This is a genomic window from Paenibacillus glucanolyticus (genome assembly GCF_037333485.1).
Lineage (GTDB): Bacteria > Bacillota > Bacilli > Paenibacillales > Paenibacillaceae > Paenibacillus_AQ > Paenibacillus_AQ glucanolyticus.
This window is the reverse complement of record NZ_CP147845.1, coordinates 1,873,824-1,895,714: the sequence shown is the minus strand read 5'-3', so window position 1 is coordinate 1,895,714 and position 21,891 is coordinate 1,873,824. Positions and strand designations below refer to the sequence as shown.

Sequence of the window (21,891 nt, the reverse complement as noted above, 5' to 3'; positions counted from 1 at the left end):
CAATTAACGGCCTCTCGGTCCGTTAGTCTCAAAATCAGGCTGTTTTATCTATAATAGCGGCTCTAAAGTCCGTTACTGCCAGGAAATGACCAGCAAACAGACCATATCGAACTCATGCGAGCACTTCCAAAAATGTCCAGCCAACAGACTATACCGAGTTCACATGAGGACTGCCAAAGAATTACTGGGAAAGCAGGCCATGCCAAGGTCACTCCCTTGGTTAACGGACCGACAGGACCTTATTAGCTTAAAAAGGTCCACTTCAAAAATCTAAGGGACATTTGGACCGCTATTCGCAGATTTAGAGGTAACTTCGCCCGTTTTTCAGACAAATAACGGCCTTCCTGTCCCTTAGTTTCAAAATCAGGCTATTTTATCTAAAATAGCGGCTCTCAGGTCCGTTACTCCCAGGAAATCTTCAGCAAACAGACCATGCCGAGGTCACGCGCTTGGTTAACGGACCGACAGGACCTTATTGGCTTAGAAAGGTCCACTTCACAATTCTAATGGACCTGAGGAACGCTATTTCCAGATTTAGAGGTATCTTCGCCCGTTTTTTAGACAATTAACGGCCTCTCGGTCCGTTAGTCTCAAAATCAGGCTATTTTATCTAAAATAGCGGCTCTCAGGTCCGTTACTCCCAGGAAATCTTCAGCAAACAGACCATGCCGAGGTCACGCGCTTGGTTAACGGACCGACAGGACCTTATTGGCTTAGAAAGGTCCAATTCACAATTCTAATGGACCTGAGGAACGCTATTTCCAGATTTAGAGGTATCTTCGCCCGTTTTTTAGACAATTAACGGCCTCTCGGTCCGTTAGTCTCAAAATCAGGCTATTTTATCTAAAATAGCGGCTCTCAGGTCCGTTACTGCAGGAAATGTCCAGCAAACAGACCATACCCAGCTCACGCGAGCACCAACAGAATATGCTCAGCAAACAAGCCATTCCCAGCTCACGCGAGCACCACCAAGAAATGTTCAGCAAACAGACTACACCCAGCTCACGCGAGTACTGTCAAAAATTGTTTGGCAAGCACACGCGATTAATTATCGGCCACGCGCCGAGTAACAAAGACTAAGCAGCCGTCCGCAACCCCTGTTCATAACCAAACACACGATAGAAACAACCTCGTTAGGATTAGGGATCGACTCATTAAAATCAATGAGAACGAACGATGCCGTGAGGATCTCATATTTAGGATTAACCTCCTGCACAGGACTGCATGATCATTAAGGAACTTGGTCATGCTATCCACTAGGTGTAGTAGAGTGCGTTACCCCATTCATATTGCTTAGCCGCTAGGCATTCGAGGGTTGCTTGCTTTTTTATGTTTTTCATACTGTTCAGAGTGAACGTGATTTTGCAATCTGTACAATCCATGCTTGCATGAATATCCATATCTATGTTCGCAAATATGTAAAAATGGGTAAGAAAAAAGGGGAGATTCATCGCATAAGGAGGGTACGTATGAGAGCAGTCACATATCAAGGTGCAAAAGACATTCAGGTCAAACAAGTTGAGGATCCTACCATTCAGACCCAGGACGATATGATCGTCCGCATTACATCGACGGCCATTTGCGGTTCCGATCTTCATATCTACCAAGGAGCTCTGCCTGCGGCAAAGGATTATGTCATCGGTCATGAGCCGATGGGGATTGTGGAAGAAGTCGGGGCAAACGTGACGCGCGTGAAAAAGGGCGATCGCGTCGTGCTCCCGTTCAATGTGTCATGCGGCCATTGCTACTATTGCAACCACGATATGGAGAGCCAATGCGACAACTCCAACGGAAACCACGATATCCATACAGGCGGTTATTTGGGTTTCACCGAACGCTACGGAAACTACCCGGGCGGCCAAGCAGAATTTTTGAGAGTTCCGTACGGAAACTTTATGCCGCTGGTCATTCCGGAGTCGTGCGAGCTGGAGGATGAGGCCCTTCTCTTCTTGTCCGACGTCCTGCCCACAGCATATTGGAGTGTGGAGAATGCCGGTGTGAAGCCGGGCGATATCGTAACGGTGCTTGGATGCGGGCCCATCGGTCTGATGGCGCAGAAATTCGCGTGGATGAAAGGGGCTAAACGGGTCATCGCCGTTGACCGTCTCCCTTACCGATTACAAAAGGCAAAGCAGATGAACAACGTGGAGATCTACAATTTTGAAGATTATGATGATATGGGCGCATACATCCGCGAAATTACCAAGGGTGGATCGGATATCGTCATAGATTGCGTGGGTATGGACGGCAAGAAATCCCCTTTGGAAGCCATCGGTCAGAAGCTGAAGATCCAGGGCGGTACGTTGAGTGCAATCGATATCGCGATCGAGGCTGTCCGTAAATTCGGTACCGTTCAGATAACGGGCGTATATGGCTCTTTATATAACATGTTCCCGCTGGGGCATATCTTTGAGAGAAACATTACCCTGACCATGGGACAGGCCCCCGTGATCCATTACATGCCGGAGCTGTTCAAGAAAATCACGGCCGGTGAATTCGATCCAACCGAAATTGTATCTCACCGGATTCCACTGGAACAAGCAAGTGAAGCCTACCGGATATTCTATGAGCACGAAGATGAATGCACCAAGGTGGTTTTAAAGCCCTAAGCTCCATCATTTCCGATGAGTTCCAGTGAACCAAAACCAAGCAGTCCCTCACGGCCATAGGCTGTGAAACTCTGCTTGGTTTTTCGTTTTTGAGCTGTCTCCATATTCAAATCGCTCTATGTAAGCAAGCTCGGCTTCCGCTGGATACAAACGGAATAACGCCTACCATCCTTACAGAGATACCAATACTAGCATGCAAGAAATAGATACCTCTTACCTATCTATTGTGAATTTTTCATATGTTGAAATAATAACGCCTATCGGCTATCTTATTCACTTGCTTTTCTCGCATTCACACGAATAATTGTCCCGCAAGGGTCGGATATCCAGTAGCCTTTCGAATTCTCATGGACCTCCACCTCGTCTCTGCGGCTCACCCCATGCTCCTGCAGATACTCAGCTGCCTCATCCAAATCGTTGGCACCCACCTCCAGCCACACATCCTGCTGGGCATAATTGATCATGCAATCCAGCCACAAGGTGTTAGGGCCGTGCTGAAAGGCATGAGCATTATCCTTATAACCCAAATACGGCAGCTTCAATATTTCCTTGTAAAAATGCACGGTTTCGTCATACTTGAATTTTGGAATTTTGAGTGCGATATTATTACCGCCGAGAAACCGAATATCCGCTAATGACATGATACCAACCTCCATTTCGTTGTTTAGAGACAGTGTATCAGACAGACTGCAGCAAAATTCTTCCGGATTGCTGAATTACTGAATTCTCTCGACAATTTCATGAACCTGAAATAGGTTTATACCAAGCTTTGGCACATATGTCCGAAATCCATCATACCAATCCAATACTTCTTGAGCGCGATTTTAGCATAATCTCGACCTCCTGCTCTCCGAATGGAGTCGCCCAGTGAATGGAGAAAATCTGATTGCTGGCAATATAAAGTGTCATCACAATCACTCCGGAATTATATTCTATTGAACGCTTCATCACTGACCATAACTGTCAGGAATTATTAGATATACTCGACTTGCAGCAGCACAATCAATCTAATGCAAAGCGAGGGTTACACATGAACATGAGTATCGAGGATTTTAATGCAGAATGGTTAAAAGAAGCCCGCATAACGGAACAAGTCATGGACGCTTTGACCGACGACTCCCTAAAAACGGCGATTACGGATCAGCACCGCACCCTTGGTCAGCTGGCTTGGCATTTGGTGATGTCGATTCAGTTTATGAACATGCTCGGACTACAATTTGAAGGCCCGTCTCGCGAGCAAGAAATCCCGGATTCCGCTGCCGAGATTCAGGCTAGTTATCGCCGCATCCGACATGCCCTTCTGGATGCCGTTAAGTCGCAGTGGAGTGAGGAAGATCTTCAAGAAACACGAGAATTCGATGGAGAGCTTTGGACTAACGCGGGATTCCTGCACTTCACCCTCATGCATCAAACCCATCACCGTGGACAAATGACGGTGCTGATGAGACAAGCCGGCCTGCGCATTCCCGAACTTTACGGTCCGACCTACGATTCCTGGATCGATAGAGGCATGGACCCTTTAGTGTAAAAAGGATACAATCTACTCGAACGCATACTCCAGACCATCTTCAACTGAAAGGGGCGCCCCCTGATGTCCAAAGCAGACAATATGCTGTCAATCCTGTGGATGCTTCGCTCAGGTAGAAAGGTGACCGCACATCAAATCGCTGATGAGCTGGAAATCCATGTTCGAACGGTATACCGTTGTATCGATTCCTTATGCGCCAGCGGTGCGCCGATCATCGCCGATTCAGGACCGAACGGCGGATTCCGGATTCTGGGTCATTTTGCGGAATCCCCGCTGCTGTTTGATGCCGAAGAACAGAAGGCATTGGTTCACGCTTCGATTTTTGCCAAAGAAACCGGCTATCCATTCACCGATGTGCTGCAGCGGGCCATCGACAAGTTGAAGCGTTATACGAATGAGAAGCAGCTTCATCAAATGGAGCGGCACAGCAGCGGCCTCTCGGTATTGCAGCCCCCCGTACATGAAGAGCAGCGATCGCTGCTTCAAATGCTGGAGACTTCCTCCGCACACGGTCAAACCTTGAAGATGATCTATTCAAACGGCCGTGAGGGCGGCACCGTCTCCCGTGACTTTGACCCTTACAGCATCATCCATTGGAAAGGGCAATGGTATGCCGCCGGATACTGCCGCTTGCGTCAAGAAATACGCAATTTCCGTGTGGATCGAATCATCGGACTGGAGATGACGGACCAACATTTCGAGCGGCCCGCTGATTTTTCGGCCAGGGATGCATTGCTTGGCGCTCTGCTGCCCGATCCCGGCAACCATGAACCTCTCGTTACGGTCGTCATTCAGGGGCATGAGCATGTTCTGAATGAATTAAGTCAACACTGGTTATTCGGACATGCCCTTGTCAAACGTCTGCCTGGAGAAGCCCATTTCCAATTAGGCTCGTCCTCACTGACAGCCTACGTTCCCTATTTCCTTCTCCCCTACGGCAAATCTTTACACATCCTTGAGCCTGCCTCTCTCGTCTTGAAACTGTCAGAGATAACAACGGACATGGCGCACCATTATGAACAAATGATAACGGCGATGACCAATAATGAAGGGTGATAACGATGGAAAAATTTGCGATGTACGGCAAGCTGATTGCCCATCCGGGCAAGCGTGATGAACTTGCGAAGATCCTGCTCGAAGCAGCAGCGTTACTTCGTGATAACAAAGATTGTGAGCTTTATATCGTCAATGTCTCGGACAGCGATCCGAATGCTGTATGGGTCACGGAATTGTGGAGCAGCCAAGACGCACATGCAGCATCACTGGAGGGAGCCGACACTTCCGAGCTGCTGAAGCGCGGACGCCTGCTGATTGCCGGCGCTGAACCGCTTAAGCTGAAGCCGCTTGGAGGTAAAGGATTCTAGGTTTATACAAGCAAAGAGGCTGTCCCCGATTGAAACTTGGGGGACAGCCTCTTCCGTTATATATTGTTACGATATTCCGAAGGACTGTAACCTACTTCTTTGCGGAATGTTTTCGAGAAATAATTGGCTGACTCAAAGCCGGTTGCGTCCGCAATCTCCTTTATGCTCAGAGGCGTTGTTCTAAGCATAAGTTTAGCCTGCTCCATTCGCTTGAGGCTCAAGTATTTCTGCGGCGTGATTCCGAAATGCCGTTTGAAGTACTTAATAAAATAATTCGGATGCAAATGCAATGTCCCCGCCATCTGCTCCAGCGTGATCTCTTCGTGCAGGTGGTTTTTGATAAACTGCTGCACGGTGTGAAGCCTGCTCATATCCTCCATTTTGTCCGCATGAATCTGAGGCTGCTGTTGATCGAACACCCTGGAGAGAATATCCAGCATCACCGACTTCTCCTTCAAGCGAGCGGCGATGGAACGGGTGCGATGCGCATCGACCAGCTGCTGGAATAACAGGGGCATCTCCGCATTGTCCGTTAAGTCATAGCTGTAGGGAACGTTCAGCCAAGAAAATACATCCGAATCGCCCACAGTCGCCGAGAAGTGCGACCAATATTTCAGATAGGGACGGCCGCTGATAACAGAATAGGACTGCTTGGTCCTTGCCGGCATCAGAATCAATTGACCCGGGACAGGATACAGTTCCTCATCGCCGATCTTTACCCATCCTTCACCATCCAGAATAAAATAGAGCTTGTTGTAGGACACGGTATAGTCGAATTCCTTCCACTCCGGCCAGCACTGCGTTCTCTCTGCCTCCCAGATCTGGACCTTCATATTCAGGAGCATTTGCTGGATAGCTTCATGTTCATTTCGTTCATTCTTCATCTTCGATTGTCCTCTAAAGTTATTATAATACCCGTCAGAGTTAAGTAATTATCTATTCATACTAACACATTCTTGTTAAAATCAAACTCGACAATTCCAAGAATCGGAGGTTTGATTCCATGACAACGACTACCACTCCCAGCAATCAAGTCATTCAAGATCGAAACCAGCGTGTGCAATGGTTCCAGAACGACCGTTTCGGCATGTTTATCCACTGGGGTCTCTACTCGATTCCGGCAAGAGGCGAATGGCTTCGAAGTTCGGAACAGATGAGTATCGAAGACTATCAGACGTATTTTGATGAATTTGACCCCGTAGACTATAACCCCCGGGAATGGGCCAAGGCCGCCAAGAAAGCTGGCATGAAATACGCGGTGCTTACGGCCAAGCATCATGATGGATTCTGTTTGTTCGACAGCAAGCTGACTAACTATAAATCAACGAATACCAAAGCCGGCCGGGACCTCGTGCAGGAGTTTCTGGAAGCTTTCCGCGAGGAAGGTCTGAAAGTCGGCCTCTACTTCTCCCTCATCGACTGGCATCATGAAGACTATCCTGCTTATGGAGACCGCATTCATCCGATGCGGGGCAACGAATCCTTCAAGCGCGATCCGAAAAACTTCGACCGTTACCTGGATTACATGCATGGCCAGGTACACGAGCTGCTGACAGGCTATGGCAAGCTCGATATAATGTGGTTTGACTTCTCGTATGATACGATGCGCGGCGAGGTATGGCGCGCTACCGAGCTCATGAAAATGATTCGCGAGCTGCAACCGCACATTCTCATCGATAATCGGCTGGAGGGCAGCGGCGAGAGCGGCGGCAGCATCTATACCAGCGATCCTTCCATTTACAGCGGTGATTTTGCTTCGCCCGAACAGATCATTCCACCGCATGGTGTCGTAGATGAGACAGGCGCCCCGATTCCATGGGAAGCCTGCATTACGCTGAACAATAACTGGGGTTATGCAGCAGCTGACCGCAATTACAAGTCCTCAACGACCATAATCCGCAAGCTGGTGGAATGCGTAAGCAAGAATGGCAACATGCTGCTGAACGTTGGACCTGACGCCAAAGGTGTCATTCCCAAGGAAAGCCTCGACGTGCTGGAGGAAATCGGTGACTGGATGAGCAAGAACAGCGACAGCATCTACGGCTGCGCTGCTGCCGATTATCCTAAGCCGGAATGGGGACGCTACACGCAAAAAGGCAACAAACTGTACGCCCATGTCTTCGAGGAGTCCATTGGACCGATCAATCTCATCGGCATGGCCGACAAAGTGAAGAAAGCCCGCCTGCTGGCAGACGGATACGAATTGTTCCTCAGCCGCCCCTGGAGCGCAGCGGAATTCACCGAGGATGCGTTTGTGAATTTCGCCCGGCCGGAGCACTTTACTTATCCGCTTCCGGACAAACGCAATACCGTGATTGAACTGGAGCTGATTGACGAACCGGATCGTTCGTAACGATACGATTGCATCATCCGAACCGTATATTTTGCCAGAAAAGCCAGACGTGATGTTTCGACATCACGTCTGGCTCTTTTTTCATGTTCTACATACCCACATCCTCCCGCATCCAGCCGCGAGTCAGTAGCGCAAACCCTATTTCAGCAGCCCACGGGCCTGATTGAATCTGGCCACAAATGATCCTCAATCATGCGATAGATGAGCCAGTATATTGACTAACTTGCCGTACGGATCCCGGACGAAAAATCGCCGGACTCCCCATGGCTCGTCAACAGGACCATACTCAATGCGAAAGCCTGCTCCCTTCATGTCCTTCAGCACAGTCTCTATATCATCCACTTCGATTGACAGATCCGGCACAGACGTGCCGCCGCCTCCTTCCGAAGCAAAGCTGAGCTGAATGGTCATCATATCCTGCGAGCCATAGGTTGCAATCCAGCCATGATCCATTAATACATCCAGACCTAACACATCTTGATAAAACGTCTTTGCGGCTGCGATCTCCTTTGTGCCAATATTAGCGACGATTCGTTTGACTCTCATGTTCTCCCCCCCAATTTCTCAGTGTTGAGTACCCCATCGAAACGACGGAATCCTCTTCATCCGTGATATTCTGCCTAAAGTATAACAAATACTCCCAATAAAAACAGACTTCCCTCCTTGCTCCCCATACCATGGGGCTCCAAGATCAGTCGACAAACGCGCCCATGATGACAGGTTCTCCGAAACACAGAGCACGGAATACAGAACAAAAAACACAAAACACAAAACACAGAACACAGAACAAAAAAACACAAAAAAACGGCATTTCTGCCGTTTTCGAATGTTGAGCAGGAGTGTCTGCCTGCCCTGCAACCTACCCCTTCGTTCCGCCCTGCAGCCCGAAGCCCTTGGACATAAACTGCTGGGAGAGAATGTACATGATGATCGCCGGAATAGCATACAGCACCGAGAAAGCGGCCAAGCTGCCGTAATCCACCATGCCGTACTGCCCGAAGAACTGATACAGCTTCAGGGAGGCAGGGAATTTTTCAGGCGATTGCAGCAGGATATACGGAACAAAGAAATTGCCCCAGCTGCCGGAGAAGGTAAAGATCGCCACGGTGCAAATCCCCGGCACCATCAGCGGTGCAACCACCTTACGCATTCCCGTAAACACGGAAGCTCCGTCCACCCAGGCGGCTTCCTCCAGATCATTCGGCACGGAATCCATGAAATTCTTCATCATCCATATCCCGTATGGTATCGATGACGCTACATAGAACAGAATAACGCCAAAGATATTGTCATACAGCTTCAATCCAAGGAACAATTGGTATACAGGCACCATAACGGCCGTAATCGGCAGGGATGTCATGAACAGAATGGTCAGCATGAAGGGTTTCTTGTATTTCATCTGATATCGGGACAACGGATAGGCTGCGAGCAGGGCCAACAGGACAACAAGGATGGCTTGGCCAAGCGACATCACCAGGCCAATGAGATAAGCACGCTGATTCTCGCTGCTAGTAATGACTTCTACATAGTTGGCACCGGTAATTTTGCTGGGTACCTTCAAGGATTGCATCGCGTTGGGGTCGACTGAGGCCACAAGCACCCAGAGCAGCGGCAGCACAAAACAGATTCCGATCCCCGCAAGAATGGCATAGGGCAGGATTCGATAGACTAATTTACGTTGTTTGGCATTCATATGATCTCACCTCTGGTTACTCTTTCATCGACCTGATATACAGCAGACTTAACACAATTCCGATCAGCAGCAGCAGCAAGGATATCGCGGTTCCATAACCTAACTGATAGTTCACAAACGCCTGATTGTACATGAAGATGGGCAGCGTTGTGGTCGAATTCCCCGGACCGCCGCCGGTCATCGCGTAGATGAGCCCAAATACGCCCAGCGTCTGTAATGTAACCAGCATCATATTGGTTGTAATGGTTCCTTTAATATAAGGGACAATAATGCGCGTGAAGATCTTCCACTTGGACGCACCGTCCACCACCGCCGCCTCCTCGATCTCGTTGGGCACATCATCCAATGCAGCTTGGAACACCAGCATGGAGAAGGCGGTGCCATGCCAAATGTTCGCAAGAATGATGGTTAGCATCGGAACCGTAAATAACCAGGTCACCTCCGAAAATCCGAAAAAGGTAATGATTGCATTCAGCGTGCCTTCATCTCCGAAGAAGCTGTACAAGCACAGGGCACATACAATTTCAGGCGTTACCCAGCCGGCCAGCACAATCGTTCCGATCACCCGCCGAAAGGTTTTATTCCTCTGCTTCATCAGGAGTGCGATGAGAAATCCCAGCACCTGCTGCCCGATGACCGCCGATCCGATAAGGAAAATAAGCGTATTCCAGATACTGATCCTGACCGTAGGATCTTGGAACATCCGGGCATAGTTATCGAAGCCGATAAATTTAAGCTCCCTCGCCGCTTCGCCTGTTAACGCCAAATTCGTGAAGGAATAGAAGAACGTTAGCAGGATCGGATATACAAAAAACACGAGCATAATCGCGATTGAAGGAAGCAAAAAGAAGAGCCAGGTATACGATTTTTTTCGTTTAGGGTAAACATCCACGGACAGACTGCTCATGTATAGTTCTCCTTCCATGCTGATCATCTGAAAAACCGCTTGCCCAAGCCTCCGTGTAATAAGGGAGGACTTGAGCAAGCATTGCGTGGCTATATCGAACTATTTCTCCACCACATGATCCGCCCCGACAATGCGGGTGACATCCTGCGCATATTTATTCATTGCGTCCGCAGGCGAGGTTCCCGTTGCCACCGACTCCACCATCGTCTGAATCTGTGTTGACACTTCCGGATATTTCTCTTGTGCTGGTCTGAACTCTGCGTTCTTGAGGTACTCCGTCGCAATTTCGTTAAATGGCATTTTTGTATATTCCGGATCCTTGGCTACATCGGCACGTACCGTGATATTACCGGACGCCATCACGAGCTTCTGGGTGTTTTCCTTATTCAGTGCATATTGGATGAAGGCCCAAGCCTCGTCTATATTCTTCGAATGGCTTGGAATCGATAATGCCCATCCTCCGGCCAGCGTGATCGAGCCAGGGTCCTGCCCTTGGCTGGTCGGCATTGGCGCGAAGCCTAACACATCCTTGTATTCAGGCCATGGGGCTGCGCCGGATTCCATATAGTTGCCTGTGATCCATGAGCCGTCAAGGGAAATCGCCAGCTTGCCTTGCGGCAAGTATTCACGGGAAGCTGTATTGCCTGCCTGACCATTCAATACTTTGGACAGTGGCGGTCCAAGCTTCTCTTTATTGACCGTCTCCACAAAGGTCAGCGCATCGAGAATGCCCTGGCTTTTGGTAATCCATTTGCTGCCAGCATCGTCATACAGTCTTTCACCTGTACCGTAGAGGAGCATTTCATAGGTTTGCATGGAAGTGGCTTCGCCTGTTGCCTTGCCCATATTCATCCAAATTGGCACCACATCAGGCGTTTTCTCCTTGATGGTTCGCGCGGCACTTAAGACGTCCTCCCAAGTCTTCGGCTGCCAGTCCTCGGGAAGACCCGCTTGTTTAAAAATGTCCTTGTTATACCAGAGTCCCCTGGAATCCGTATTGTACGGCACTCCGTATACCTTGCCATCGCTGGCGGTAACTCCCTTCTTCATCGCTTCAATAAAAGAACCGTTGCCCCAGTCCTCCCATGCCGCCAATTTCTCGTCAAGCGGTTCCAGATAGCCCGCGCTCGCATCGGAGTTCAAGATAAAGGTATCCTCTGTCACGATATCCGGCGCCGTATCTTTAGACTTCAGTGCCAACGCTACCTTGGCAAAATAATCGCCTTCCGATGCCTGAATCGGTGTCGGCTTGATCTCTACGCTCTTGTCAGGGTAACTTGCCGATACTTCCTTGAGCCATTTATAGAACGCTCCGTTCTCGCCGATCCCGTCATCCCGAAACGTAACGGTAATGGTTTTCTTGGCTGTCTCTCCACCCTTTCCTGGCTCCGGATTGCCGGCTTCACTCGGCGTTCCCTTGCCACCGGTGCAACCGAATAACAAAGAAACACTCAATACCGCTGTCGTGACTAGCCAAAATCCCCTCTTGCCTGACTTCATACGTATCCCTCCTTTTGGCTGCAGCAAAAATCGATTTACTATCCAAATTTTGTATACGCTTACGAAAGCGTATATTCATCTCTATTTTCAAAATAGTGAGGATATTCTGAACTTTTTTTCATGACAAAGAGACCGCTTGGTGCAAGCGGCCTTTACCGTTCTTTATGCGTTTTTTTTCCTTATCCATCATATGAGCATTCACGAATAAATATTCTTATATTTACCATATATAGAAAATATTAATTTAATGACCTTTATGATAAGCCATTTCGCATTTGGGTCTTTACTTTGGATGGAAATCCCATTATATTTGTATGTACAAACAATATAATATATATCATAAATTCACCGTATTCTTCGTCATCGAATTGATGCCGAAAAAATCCCCTTATAAAACTGGAGGTTTCCATTCTATGAGTGACCGTTTTATTTTCCTGCTGACTTTATTCTCAGTAGTAGGCTCAGGGCTGATCGCCGGGCTGTTCTTCGCGTTCTCTTCCTTCATGATGACCGCGTTGTCCCGAATTCCCAATGAACAGGGGATCAACGCGATGCAATCCATCAATGTATCCATTCTAAATCCCACATTCAGCACATTATTTATGGGAACGGCGCTCACCAGCATTGCGCTTGCCATCGTGTCAATCATACACTGGGGGGAACCCGGCTCGTTGCACCTGCTTGGGGCCAGCCTGCTGTATTTGGCGGGATTTATCGTAACGATAGCATTCAACGTCCCGCTAAATGATGCGTTAGCTGCCGTTGACCCCGGAAGCAGCACCGGTACAGAGGTGTGGAACACCTATCTCCGAAGCTGGACGCCGTGGAACCATGTAAGAACCGTGACTTCCCTCGGGGCGCTGGTCATGTTTGTTTTGGCGTTACGCAGCTTAAGCTAATGTTGTATGATCCAAGTGGAAAGAAAAAAACAAGGAGGGAGAACATAATGGAACAGGCTAATCTCGGGTTCTGTAAGGAATGGGCATCTCCCAAACATCATGCCATAGCGGCGGGCCCTCGTCATACCGTTGGTCTTCAATCAGACGGCACAGTGACTGCTGTGGGTGATAATAAATATGGCCAATGTGATGTAAGTGGCTGGCGCGATATGGTGGCGGTTGCGGCTGGTAATGTTCATATGGCGACCAACACGGGTAATGCCCATACCATTGGTCTTACATCTGACGGTACAGTGACGGCTGTGGGTTGGAATAAACATGACCAATGCAATGTAAACGACTGGCGAAATATAGTGGCGGTTGCAGCGGGTTGGCGTCGGACCGTCGGGCTTACATCAGACGGCACGGTGGTCGCTGCAGGTCGAAATAATGAAGGACAATGCAATGTAGGCGACTGGCACAACATCGTGGCGGTTGCGGCAGGTGACTGGCATACCATCGGGCTTACATCGAACGGCACCGTGGTGGCTGCGGGTAATAATCGATATAGCCAATGCAATGTAAGCGACTGGCGCAACATCGTGGCTATAGCAGCGGGTTACCTTCATACCGTTGGCCTTCAATCGGACGGCACGGTGGTCGCTGTGGGCTTGAATAAGTTTGACGCATGCGATGTAAGCGGCTGGCGCGGTATGGTGGCAATAGCGGCCGGTAGTTATCATACCGTTGGCCTTCAATCGGACGGAAGGTGTGCGGCTGCAGGCAAGAATGAGCATGGCCAATGCGATGTAAGCGGCTGGCGTGATATAGTGGCGGTAGCAGCGGGCTGCGCGCATACTCTTGGCCTTAAATCGGATGGCACGGTGGTGGCCGTGGGGGATAATAAATATGGCCAATGCGATGTAAGCAGCTGGCATGGCATCCTACTGCCCGGCAATTAGTTTCAATATTAATAATACATACAATAAGCCATGCGCCGATTTCCCTCGCATGGTTTATTTGTTTGCATTAATATTCAAATGTTTGCTCTGAGATACTTTTGCCTGCTGTCCTTTGTCCTCGGCATGGGTGGTTTCCTCTGATCTAGGTGTGTCCAAACTTTCTAACGGAAAACCCATACCTTCACTACCGAATCTTCATTAGATATACTATCAATCTAGTAAAGGCGGTGGAGATATGGGGATTCTCAAGATTGATAAGTGGAATCATACATGCAAGCTTGAAACTTCAGCCAAACCGCATCGTAACATCGGATGGGTGTCAAGTAATTGGAGCGGGTACAGCATTACAGGAAAAAAGGGGACCTTCAAGCGGGTATCCGCCAAATGGAATGTGCCGTTTCTTCGTCCAAGCCAGGGGGCTTCTTATTCCTCCGCATGGATCGGCATCGACGGGTATGGCAACAACAGTCTGATTCAGACCGGAACCGGTCATGATTTCATAGACGGCAAGGCTTATTATTATGCTTGGTGGGAGATTCTACCGGCCTCGGTTACGCTCATTCCATTGCCTGTCCAGCCGGGGGACCGCATGCATGCCACCATCATCAAGCGCAGCGGATCAATCTGGCTGATCTGCCTTCGCAACTCAACCCGCAACTGGACCTTTCGAACGTCGCAGCGCTACACCGGTCCGCAGACTTCTGCCGAATGGATCGTTGAGGCTCCGCAAGTGAATGGAGAACTCGCCCAGATGGCACGACTATCTCCTGTTATCTTCTCCTGCTGCCGGGCCAACGGCAGAAGTCCTCGACTTATTTCAGTGGATGGAGGCATTATGATTCAAGATTTGAAGATTACCTCCATACCTTCTAACCCGAACAGGGCTGGAGACCGGTTTGTTGTCAAAAGCGATCATTCATAAAGAAACGGACCTTACCGAAGCGTCAGGGAAAATCCTCTCGTCTTATAAGAAGCTCTAAAAACAGCCGCTGCATCCCCTCTGATTTCCGGGGTGCAGCGGCTGTCTTTTTATAATGTTCCGTGAACCGGTATTCCCTTATACAATACGGCCCGCCGTTGCGATCTTCTGGCAACCGCCTCTGCAGAGCAGCTGGCTTCTACAATGACCGCATGGGCAGCATCCCCGACTTTCGGCCATGCATACTGCCCGTCCCGGTCTAACGGAGTAACCCCTCCCGTAATGAAGCCAAGTGTCTGTCCGAGCGAACGCTCATCCATCAGATGGAACCGTTCGGCCAGCGTGCCCGCCTTATCCAGATTGTCTCCCTTGCCGAATGGGGACCAGTGATCCATAATACTGTCTTGTCCAAGCGAAACGCCTACACCTTGGCGGTGCAGCTGAGGAATCGGAATGGTTCGGCCGAGTGGTACTGAAGAGGTGATGGAAATCCCCAGGTTCGCCAGCCGAGCCGCCACTTCATCCACTTCGCTTGATGAGACATCTGCCAATGCAAGGGCATGACTGAGCGTGACCCTCCCGTTCCAGCCTGCATCTTCCACAAGATCGGCCAATACTTTAAAGGTATTCAGCCCGATATGGGACGGCTCATGCAAATGCATATCAATGCCGGCATTCGCCTCAACCGCCAGTTCCATCATGGCATTCAATGATTTTTCCATATCATCGTCCACCGTTGCGGGATCCAGTCCGCCTACGAGGGCTGCCCCATTCCGGAGCGCTTCCCTGACCAGTGATACGGACTGGCTGCGGAGCAGGCCATGCTGAGGGAACGCTACAATCTCCACAAAGGCTTTCTCCCGGTAGCCATCCACAGCCTGCAGCGTTGCCTCCAGATTTCGCAATCCAACCACGGGATCGACGTTGCAATGGGAACGAATATGTGTCGATCCGTAGCCTATTAACAGATCCAGCAGCCCCTCCGCCCTTTCCTTGGCCGTAGGAAGAAGTTCGGGGAGCAGCCTCTGCTCCTCCTCAATCCGGCTAAAGACGCCGTTTGCGGGACGGGTCGGTGCCTTCCAGGGGCCTCCATAATAAGTTTTGTCCAGATGGATATGCATATCTCGAAATGACGGGAGCATTAGCCCACCCTTTACATCCCGCACAGGCAATGCCGTTTCAGGCACAGCATCCGCAGGACGAATCTCGGAGAATGCCCCATTCTCTATTTTCATATGAAATAATCCCGTCTCCGTTCCGGTCACGATCCCATCCTTGTAGCGGTAACCCGTTTCCAGTCGGACATGGAGCAGCCAATATGAGGTACTCTGTTCATTCATCATGATCATCCCTTCCCGCATTTGCTTTGTAACTGTCTTTCGTTGTTTATATGATCATGCTACCCATTAATGGCATTCAACAAAATACGTTCGATTTCCAGATATCCACGCTCCTGCGCATGCTGCAGCGGAGTTACACCTTCTCCGTCGGCAAGATGAACGTCCGCACCATGATCCAATAACAGCTGCACGATTTGCTGATGGTTCTCACCGCCGTCACCGAGAATGATCGCTTCAAGCAGCGCGGTCCAGTTCAGATTATTGATATGATCGATATCGACATCCGTCCGGGTCAGCAGCTCCCGCACAATCTCCACATGCCCGCGATCCGCGGCAGGGATGAGAGCCGTACCGCCATAACGATTGGTTATTGTCACGTCTGCGCCTGCATCGATTGCTAACTTCAGAATATCGCGCAGCCCTTCCGCACCGGCATACAGGAATACATTATTACGATTATGATCGCGAATGTTAATATCTGCGCCTGCCTGAATCAGGATTTCTACCGTCTCCACTTGATTATGGTAGGTTGCTGCCAGGACCGCCGTTCTTCCTTCCTCGTTCGTCGCATTGATATTTGCTCCAGATTGAAGCAGTCGTTTCACTTGCTCCGTATTCCCTTGCTCAGCGTATTCGATGAGTTGACGATCCATATTCTGCACCTCTTTTTTATCGGAATGGGGTTGACAGGCCGACAGGAAAAGTATCAGTAAAATCGAAGTTAAACGAAACACTTGAACCGCCCCTCTTTCTATCGTGTATATTCGTATGCTAACATGAGACTGAAACATATGAAAAATACATAAAAAATTGATTTTCCAAAGGTTTTTCATATACAAGGAGGTTTGCTTGTTTATATGGATATACGACAGCTCCGGTATTTTATCGCCATTGTGGAAGAAGGAACCATCTCGCACGCCGCCAATCGACTGCATATCTCACAGCCTCCTCTCAGTCAGCAGCTGAAAGCGATGGAGGAAGAACTCGGATCAATCTTGGTATACCGCCGGGGAAAGCGGCTTGAAATCACGGAATCCGGTAAAGCTCTGTACAAGTATGCTCTGCAGATGACCCAGCTCATGGAGGAGGCCAAAGCCGAGGTTCAAGAGGTCGGTAACGGAGATAAGGGAACGCTCCGTCTTGGCATTAATACCCTGTCTTCGGTAGAATTGCCTGCTTGGCTCCATGAATTCAGAGCAAAGTTTCCCCAAGTCTCGTATAAAATCCAGCAAAATGAGTCGTATCAACTCTGTGAGCTTGTTCGAAACAGGGCACTTGAATTAGCCATCGTCCGCCTCCCGCTGGAACTGGATGATTTCTCGGTGCTTCATTTGCATACGGAGCCCTTTTATTTACTCGCCTCCGATCAGCAGACATCCCTGGAACAGGAAATGCCCCTCTCCCAAATCGTGCAGTATCCCCTTATTCTGCCCAGCACCGAAGGATTAGGCGTGTATTATACGATTCAGATGGCTTTCTCCGAGCAGAACCTGCAGCCCAACGTTGTCGCCGAATGCTCGGATATTTCCCTGTTGCTGCGTTTAGTGGCCTCCGATTTTGGAGTTGCGATCGTACCGGAGACGCTGGTTAAACGGCACTTGCCAGATCACATTCACGCCTTTAGAATCACAGGTACCCCGGCTACCGCTTCTACCGCCCTAATCTGGCTGAAGGATTATCACATTTCCAGAATGGCCCTGAACTTTATCGATTTGCTGACTGCCGCCAAAGCGAGACATATGTAAGTTTCAGCAAAAAAGAGGCTGCCCAAAAGTCACTTGACCTGAGGGCAGCCCCTTTGTCTGTTATAAGGACGCTGCGGAACGAAGCATTCCTCCAATCGCTGTTGCCCCCAATTATCCTGAATTCATCTTAAAGGAAGATATATCGGGGACAAAGGCGATCGCTACCGCTTTTCCGGAAATGGCTTCGTTCTCTCCGCTGCTTTCGTGCGTCTTCATATAAAAAAACACAAAAAGAAATCGTTCGTTCCGAGTGCATGAAAGACATTCTCCAGACTTGTTTTCACCTCTGTTTTGCTGTTGGTGAATTGATTATCCCTTGCTCGTATTTAACTCCTTTTGGGACAGCCTCTTCGATAAACAGCTTATTTTCGTTCCATCACGGTTACCTCGTTCGATGCCATGTTCCGGCAACGTCCTCCCGCTCCTGCTTCTGGCCCTGGGAATGAAGATATAATTCTTCGTAATATCCATGGGCATCGAGCAGCTCCTGATGGGTGCCCTGCTCCACAATCCGGCCCCTGCTCATGACCAGAATCCGGTCCGCCCCCATGATGGTGGATAGGCGGTGAGCAATCACAAGGGTCGTCCGCCCCTCGGCAACGAGATACAGCGCGTTCTGAATCAGCTGCTCCGTGTGCGAATCCAAATTAGCCGTGGCTTCGTCCAGGATGAGAATCTTTGCCTGGAACACGATGATTCTGGCGAAGGAGATCAGTTGGCGCTCTCCCGCGGACAGTCCGCTGCCACGCTCAGACAACCGGGTGTCATAGCCTTCCTTCATCCGCATGATAATTGAGTCCGCACCGATAAAGCGGCAGGCCTCGATCACGCTTTCCCTTGAAATGGTCTCATCGAACAGCCGTACATTGTCCAGCACCGTACCGGAATAGAGATAAGGCTCCTGCTGTACAAGGCCTACAATCCGGTGCAAATCCGATTGAGCGAGCTCTCTTATGTCAAGTCCATCAATCAGAATACTTCCTTCATTTACATCATAGAAACGGCACAGCAGGCTAATCAGCGAGCTTTTGCCCGCTCCGGTGGTCCCGACGATTCCGATCATTTCTCCCGGCTTGACATGAAGATCGAGATCCTGGATGACTGGAGCCCCGCCTTCGTATCCGAACGTAATTCGGTTAAAATCGATGCGTCCCTGAATCTCGGCCTTGTCAATCTTCGCCGGCTTGGGTTTATCCGTAACTTCCGGTTGAATCGCCAGGAGGCCCCATACCCGGTTGATCGCCACCGTCGCCGACTGCAGCGTATTCCACTGCTGGGTAATCGTATTAATCGGCTGAAAGAATAAACGGATATACGTAATAAATGCATAGAGTACGCCGAACTCAATCGTTGTCCCAAGCACAGCTTGTCCGCCCAGCCATGTCACAAATGCGATTGCCAAATTGTTCAAAATCTCATAGGATCGGTTGAACAGCACATTTGTCCGGATTTCCCGGATGTTAGCCTTGAAATACGAGTTGTTCCGCTCCTCGAACTGCTTCTCCTGCTCCTTCTGCTGATGAAACACTTGAATCAGATTCATGCCCGACAGGTTCTCCGCTACAAAAGCCACCAGCCGGGACAAACGGGTTCTGGCCATCTGATAGGTATGGCGCATGTACCGCCGGAATGCTATCGCGATCCCCGCAATGATCGGCAGCAGGATCAGACAGTACAGGGTCAATGTAACATCCAGCTGGAACATCATCACCAGAATGAAGACCAGGGTAAACCCGTCCCGAAACAGGCTGAGCAGCACCTGGTTAAAAAACTGGTTGATCGCTTCCGTATCACTGGATACATGCGTGATCAGACTTCCGCTAGGCACCTTATCAAAATAAGACATCGACAGCTTGGATATATGCGCAAACAGCCGTTTGCGAATGCTTGCCACTATACTCTGCCCTGCCTTTTGCAGCAAATTATTTTGCAGATAGGTGAACAACATGCTTAGCAGCGACAACGAAAAATAAATGCCGCATATGATCATCAGGCCATGATAATCGTTTTTTCCGACCATCAGATTATCATCGATCGCGATTTTCATCAGATACGGCTGCAGCAGCTCGGCCGATATGGCAATCAAGGTGCAGCCGATAAATCCCGCAAAGGTTAGCCGGTGTTCCTTCATATAACCCGATAAAGCACGGAATGTGGATATATACTTGGGCTTGGCCTGAGGTGCATTCAGATCAGCCTTCTGATCCATCTGCCAATTGTTAATGGCCTGTGCCATGATGTCTCATCCCCTCCTCCTGAATATCGTGCAGCGTCCGGTACAATCCGTCCTCAGACAGCAAGGTTTCATGTGTACCGCGCTGAACAATCTCTCCTTGATCCAGGACGATGATCTCATCGGCAAACTTCAGTGCACTGATTCGGTGGGCGATAATAATTGTGGTCTTGCCTTCGCGGATATCACGAATCGTCTCCATGATCTCTGTCTCGGTCACCGCATCCACGGCGCTCACACTATCGTCCAGAATGAGTATGGGCGCATTCTTGATAATCCCCCGTGCAAGACTTGTCCGCTGCCGCTGTCCCCCGGAAAGCGTAATGCCCCGCTCACCGAGACGGGTCTCGAACTTGTCAGGAAATTCAGCAATATTGTCATATACCCGGGCTTTGTGTGCTGCTTCCTCAACAACGGTCGGCTCGGTATCCCGTTTATAGAAAGCAATGTTCTCCCGAATGGTCGAGCTGAACAGGAAGCCATCCTGTGGCACATAGGCGATTCCTTCGCGCAGGCTCTTTAATGTAAGCTTTCGAATATCCTCGCCCCCAATCTGCACTGTGCCAGGAGGCGGGTCATAGGTACGCAGCAGCAGCTTCATCAGCGTGGTCTTCCCGCTGCCGGTTCGCCCAATGATGCCTAATGTCGCACCGGGCGGAACCTCCAATCGAATGCCCCGCAGCACTTGTCTCGCTCCATCTTCATGACCGTTTACTCTATCGTAAGAAAAGGATAAGTCCCGCACTTCGATTCCGGCATGTTCCAAATCCAGCTCCTTGGCACCTGGCAGTTCCTTAATGTCGGCCTGCTTGCCAAGCAGATCATTCAGCCGGTCAAGCGAAGCCCTCGCTCGCTGTACAACATTAATAACATTGCCGATCTGCTGCAGCGGGTTCATGAGCATGCGGATGTACAGCGTCAATGCAACAAAGTTACCGACCGTAATCCGTCCCGTAATCGTCAAGTACCCGCCGAATGAGAGCGCAATAATGAGTGAGGAGGCGCCGAGAAACGGAATGATCGATTGAAACAGGGAGGATACGCGCACCAGCCTCAGCTGTTTATTGCGGATGTTGTCCACTGTGGTCCCAAACCGCTGCTTCATCGTATCTTCTACCGCGAATTTCTTGGTGACACGCATCCCGCCGAACTGCTCCTCAGCCGATTCCGTCATCACGCCAAGCGCTTCCTGTACCTGAAGCGATCTTCTTCGAATCATCGGCCCAAGCCAAACCACGATTACCGGTATCAGTAGCAGAGGAACCATGCTTGCGGCCACCAGATATAGCGGGACATTCGTAATCAGCAGCATTGCAATCGTGGACACCAGCAGGATGGAGGCATTCGCCGTCTGGTTAACCCCCATGGAGATTGCTTCCCTCACCGTAGTCACGTCATTCATAAAATAACTAAGCAGCTTACCAACGCCGTTCTTGGAATAGAATTGTTCGCTGAGTCCCGTAAAGTGGACAAACAGCCGGCGCCTGTTCATAAATTCGAAGTAACGCCCCGTATACATGACCAAATATTGTCCTATACCTCCAATAACAGCAAAACCAACACCAATGCCAAGCAGCGTCCAGCTATACTGCACAATGCCGTCACCTGACAATAAACCATCCTTCAATTCATCCGTGAAATTGCCCAGCACTCTAGGGAAATTTACATGAATGATATTAGCAACCAAATGGCAGCAAATCGACAATACGTAGAAAAGCCACGTCTTCCTGAAAAAGTCTCCAAGTATTCGATGAGAGTCCAATGTCCCATATCACTTCCTGTCCGATAGTTGGTTTTTTATAAGCCTCATTCGTTCCCCCTTCCGTACGTTGCTGTGAAATTCCCATATTAATAGTTTCT

General features: G+C 49.6%; 19 protein-coding genes. 9 read left to right on the top strand and 10 right to left on the bottom strand.

Annotation, left to right across the window (positions count from 1 at the left end):
- The first annotated feature begins 1,469 nt into the window (after positions 1 to 1,469).
- On the top strand, positions 1,470 to 2,609 hold the full coding sequence (locus WDY75_RS09210; protein ID WP_063480281.1) for a zinc-dependent alcohol dehydrogenase: 1,140 nt from the start codon (positions 1,470 to 1,472) through the stop codon (positions 2,607 to 2,609).
- A gap of 269 nt (positions 2,610 to 2,878) precedes the next feature.
- Here the strand turns inward: WDY75_RS09210 and WDY75_RS09205 are convergent, their stop codons facing one another.
- Positions 2,879 to 3,250: a VOC family protein gene (locus tag WDY75_RS09205; RefSeq protein WP_006211901.1), complete on the bottom strand. Its 372-nt coding sequence runs from the start codon at positions 3,248 to 3,250 to the stop codon at positions 2,879 to 2,881.
- Between the two features lie 389 nt (positions 3,251 to 3,639).
- Here WDY75_RS09205 and WDY75_RS09195 point away from each other — a divergent pair, with 389 nt between their 5' ends.
- The 3 genes from WDY75_RS09195 to WDY75_RS09185 all read left to right on the top strand — a co-directional run bounded on the left by WDY75_RS09195 (position 3,640) and on the right by WDY75_RS09185 (position 5,501).
- Entirely contained in the window at positions 3,640 to 4,137 is a 498-nt protein-coding gene (locus tag WDY75_RS09195) for a DinB family protein (protein ID WP_063480282.1), read from the top strand.
- Positions 4,138 to 4,200: 63 nt separating this feature from the next.
- Complete coding sequence (locus tag WDY75_RS09190; RefSeq protein WP_036643179.1) at positions 4,201 to 5,193, top strand: YafY family protein; 993 nt, start codon at positions 4,201 to 4,203, stop codon at positions 5,191 to 5,193.
- A 5-nt stretch (positions 5,194 to 5,198) separates the two neighbouring features.
- Positions 5,199 to 5,501, top strand: a complete 303-nt coding sequence (locus tag WDY75_RS09185) for a putative quinol monooxygenase (RefSeq protein WP_063480283.1) — start codon at positions 5,199 to 5,201, stop codon at positions 5,499 to 5,501.
- Positions 5,502 to 5,557: 56 nt separating this feature from the next.
- Here WDY75_RS09185 and WDY75_RS09180 read toward each other — a convergent pair whose 3' ends face one another.
- Positions 5,558 to 6,385, bottom strand: coding sequence for an AraC family transcriptional regulator (locus WDY75_RS09180; RefSeq protein ID WP_063480284.1), 828 nt, complete (start codon positions 6,383 to 6,385; stop codon positions 5,558 to 5,560).
- A 119-nt stretch (positions 6,386 to 6,504) separates the two neighbouring features.
- On the opposite strand from WDY75_RS09180, the gene WDY75_RS09175 reads away from it, so the two are divergent.
- The gene (locus tag WDY75_RS09175; RefSeq protein ID WP_063480285.1) at positions 6,505 to 7,854 is read left to right on the top strand and encodes an alpha-L-fucosidase; all 1,350 of its coding nucleotides are present in this window, start codon (positions 6,505 to 6,507) and stop codon (positions 7,852 to 7,854) included.
- A gap of 186 nt (positions 7,855 to 8,040) precedes the next feature.
- On the opposite strand, the gene WDY75_RS09170 is transcribed toward WDY75_RS09175, so the two are convergent.
- The 4 genes from WDY75_RS09170 to WDY75_RS09155 all read right to left on the bottom strand — a co-directional run bounded on the left by WDY75_RS09170 (position 8,041) and on the right by WDY75_RS09155 (position 11,954).
- Entirely contained in the window at positions 8,041 to 8,400 is a 360-nt protein-coding gene (locus WDY75_RS09170) for a VOC family protein (RefSeq protein WP_063480286.1), read from the bottom strand.
- Positions 8,401 to 8,713: 313 nt separating this feature from the next.
- The gene (locus tag WDY75_RS09165; protein ID WP_063480287.1) at positions 8,714 to 9,547 is read right to left on the bottom strand and encodes a carbohydrate ABC transporter permease; all 834 of its coding nucleotides are present in this window, start codon (positions 9,545 to 9,547) and stop codon (positions 8,714 to 8,716) included.
- A 16-nt stretch (positions 9,548 to 9,563) separates the two neighbouring features.
- Positions 9,564 to 10,454 (bottom strand): carbohydrate ABC transporter permease, encoded by an 891-nt coding sequence (locus WDY75_RS09160; protein WP_006211910.1) that lies wholly within the window; start codon positions 10,452 to 10,454, stop codon positions 9,564 to 9,566.
- A gap of 99 nt (positions 10,455 to 10,553) precedes the next feature.
- Positions 10,554 to 11,954, bottom strand: coding sequence for an ABC transporter substrate-binding protein (locus WDY75_RS09155; protein WP_036643183.1), 1,401 nt, complete (start codon positions 11,952 to 11,954; stop codon positions 10,554 to 10,556).
- A 413-nt stretch (positions 11,955 to 12,367) separates the two neighbouring features.
- Here WDY75_RS09155 and WDY75_RS09150 point away from each other — a divergent pair, with 413 nt between their 5' ends.
- The 3 genes from WDY75_RS09150 to WDY75_RS09140 all read left to right on the top strand — a co-directional run bounded on the left by WDY75_RS09150 (position 12,368) and on the right by WDY75_RS09140 (position 14,716).
- The gene (locus WDY75_RS09150; protein ID WP_063480288.1) at positions 12,368 to 12,853 is read left to right on the top strand and encodes a DUF1772 domain-containing protein; all 486 of its coding nucleotides are present in this window, start codon (positions 12,368 to 12,370) and stop codon (positions 12,851 to 12,853) included.
- A 47-nt stretch (positions 12,854 to 12,900) separates the two neighbouring features.
- Positions 12,901 to 13,794 carry an RCC1 domain-containing protein gene (locus WDY75_RS09145; RefSeq protein ID WP_063480289.1) on the top strand — a complete coding sequence of 298 codons (894 nt, stop codon included), beginning with the start codon at positions 12,901 to 12,903 and terminating at the stop codon, positions 13,792 to 13,794.
- A 235-nt stretch (positions 13,795 to 14,029) separates the two neighbouring features.
- The gene (locus tag WDY75_RS09140; protein WP_063480290.1) at positions 14,030 to 14,716 is read left to right on the top strand and encodes a G1 family glutamic endopeptidase; all 687 of its coding nucleotides are present in this window, start codon (positions 14,030 to 14,032) and stop codon (positions 14,714 to 14,716) included.
- Positions 14,717 to 14,823: 107 nt separating this feature from the next.
- Here WDY75_RS09140 and WDY75_RS09135 read toward each other — a convergent pair whose 3' ends face one another.
- Complete coding sequence (locus WDY75_RS09135) at positions 14,824 to 16,053, bottom strand: amidohydrolase family protein (RefSeq protein ID WP_063480532.1); 1,230 nt, start codon at positions 16,051 to 16,053, stop codon at positions 14,824 to 14,826.
- A 59-nt stretch (positions 16,054 to 16,112) separates the two neighbouring features.
- Positions 16,113 to 16,706, bottom strand: a complete 594-nt coding sequence (locus WDY75_RS09130) for an ankyrin repeat domain-containing protein (RefSeq protein WP_006211916.1) — start codon at positions 16,704 to 16,706, stop codon at positions 16,113 to 16,115.
- Positions 16,707 to 16,910: 204 nt separating this feature from the next.
- Here WDY75_RS09130 and WDY75_RS09125 point away from each other — a divergent pair, with 204 nt between their 5' ends.
- Positions 16,911 to 17,798, top strand: coding sequence for a LysR family transcriptional regulator (locus tag WDY75_RS09125; protein WP_063480291.1), 888 nt, complete (start codon positions 16,911 to 16,913; stop codon positions 17,796 to 17,798).
- A gap of 382 nt (positions 17,799 to 18,180) precedes the next feature.
- On the opposite strand, the gene WDY75_RS09120 is transcribed toward WDY75_RS09125, so the two are convergent.
- Complete coding sequence (locus WDY75_RS09120; protein WP_063480292.1) at positions 18,181 to 20,034, bottom strand: ABC transporter ATP-binding protein; 1,854 nt, start codon at positions 20,032 to 20,034, stop codon at positions 18,181 to 18,183.
- Positions 20,018 to 21,793, bottom strand: a complete 1,776-nt coding sequence (locus WDY75_RS09115) for an ABC transporter ATP-binding protein (RefSeq protein WP_063480293.1) — start codon at positions 21,791 to 21,793, stop codon at positions 20,018 to 20,020. Before WDY75_RS09115 ends, WDY75_RS09120 begins: the two co-directional genes overlap by 17 nt.
- Between the last annotated feature and the right edge of the window lie 98 nt (positions 21,794 to 21,891).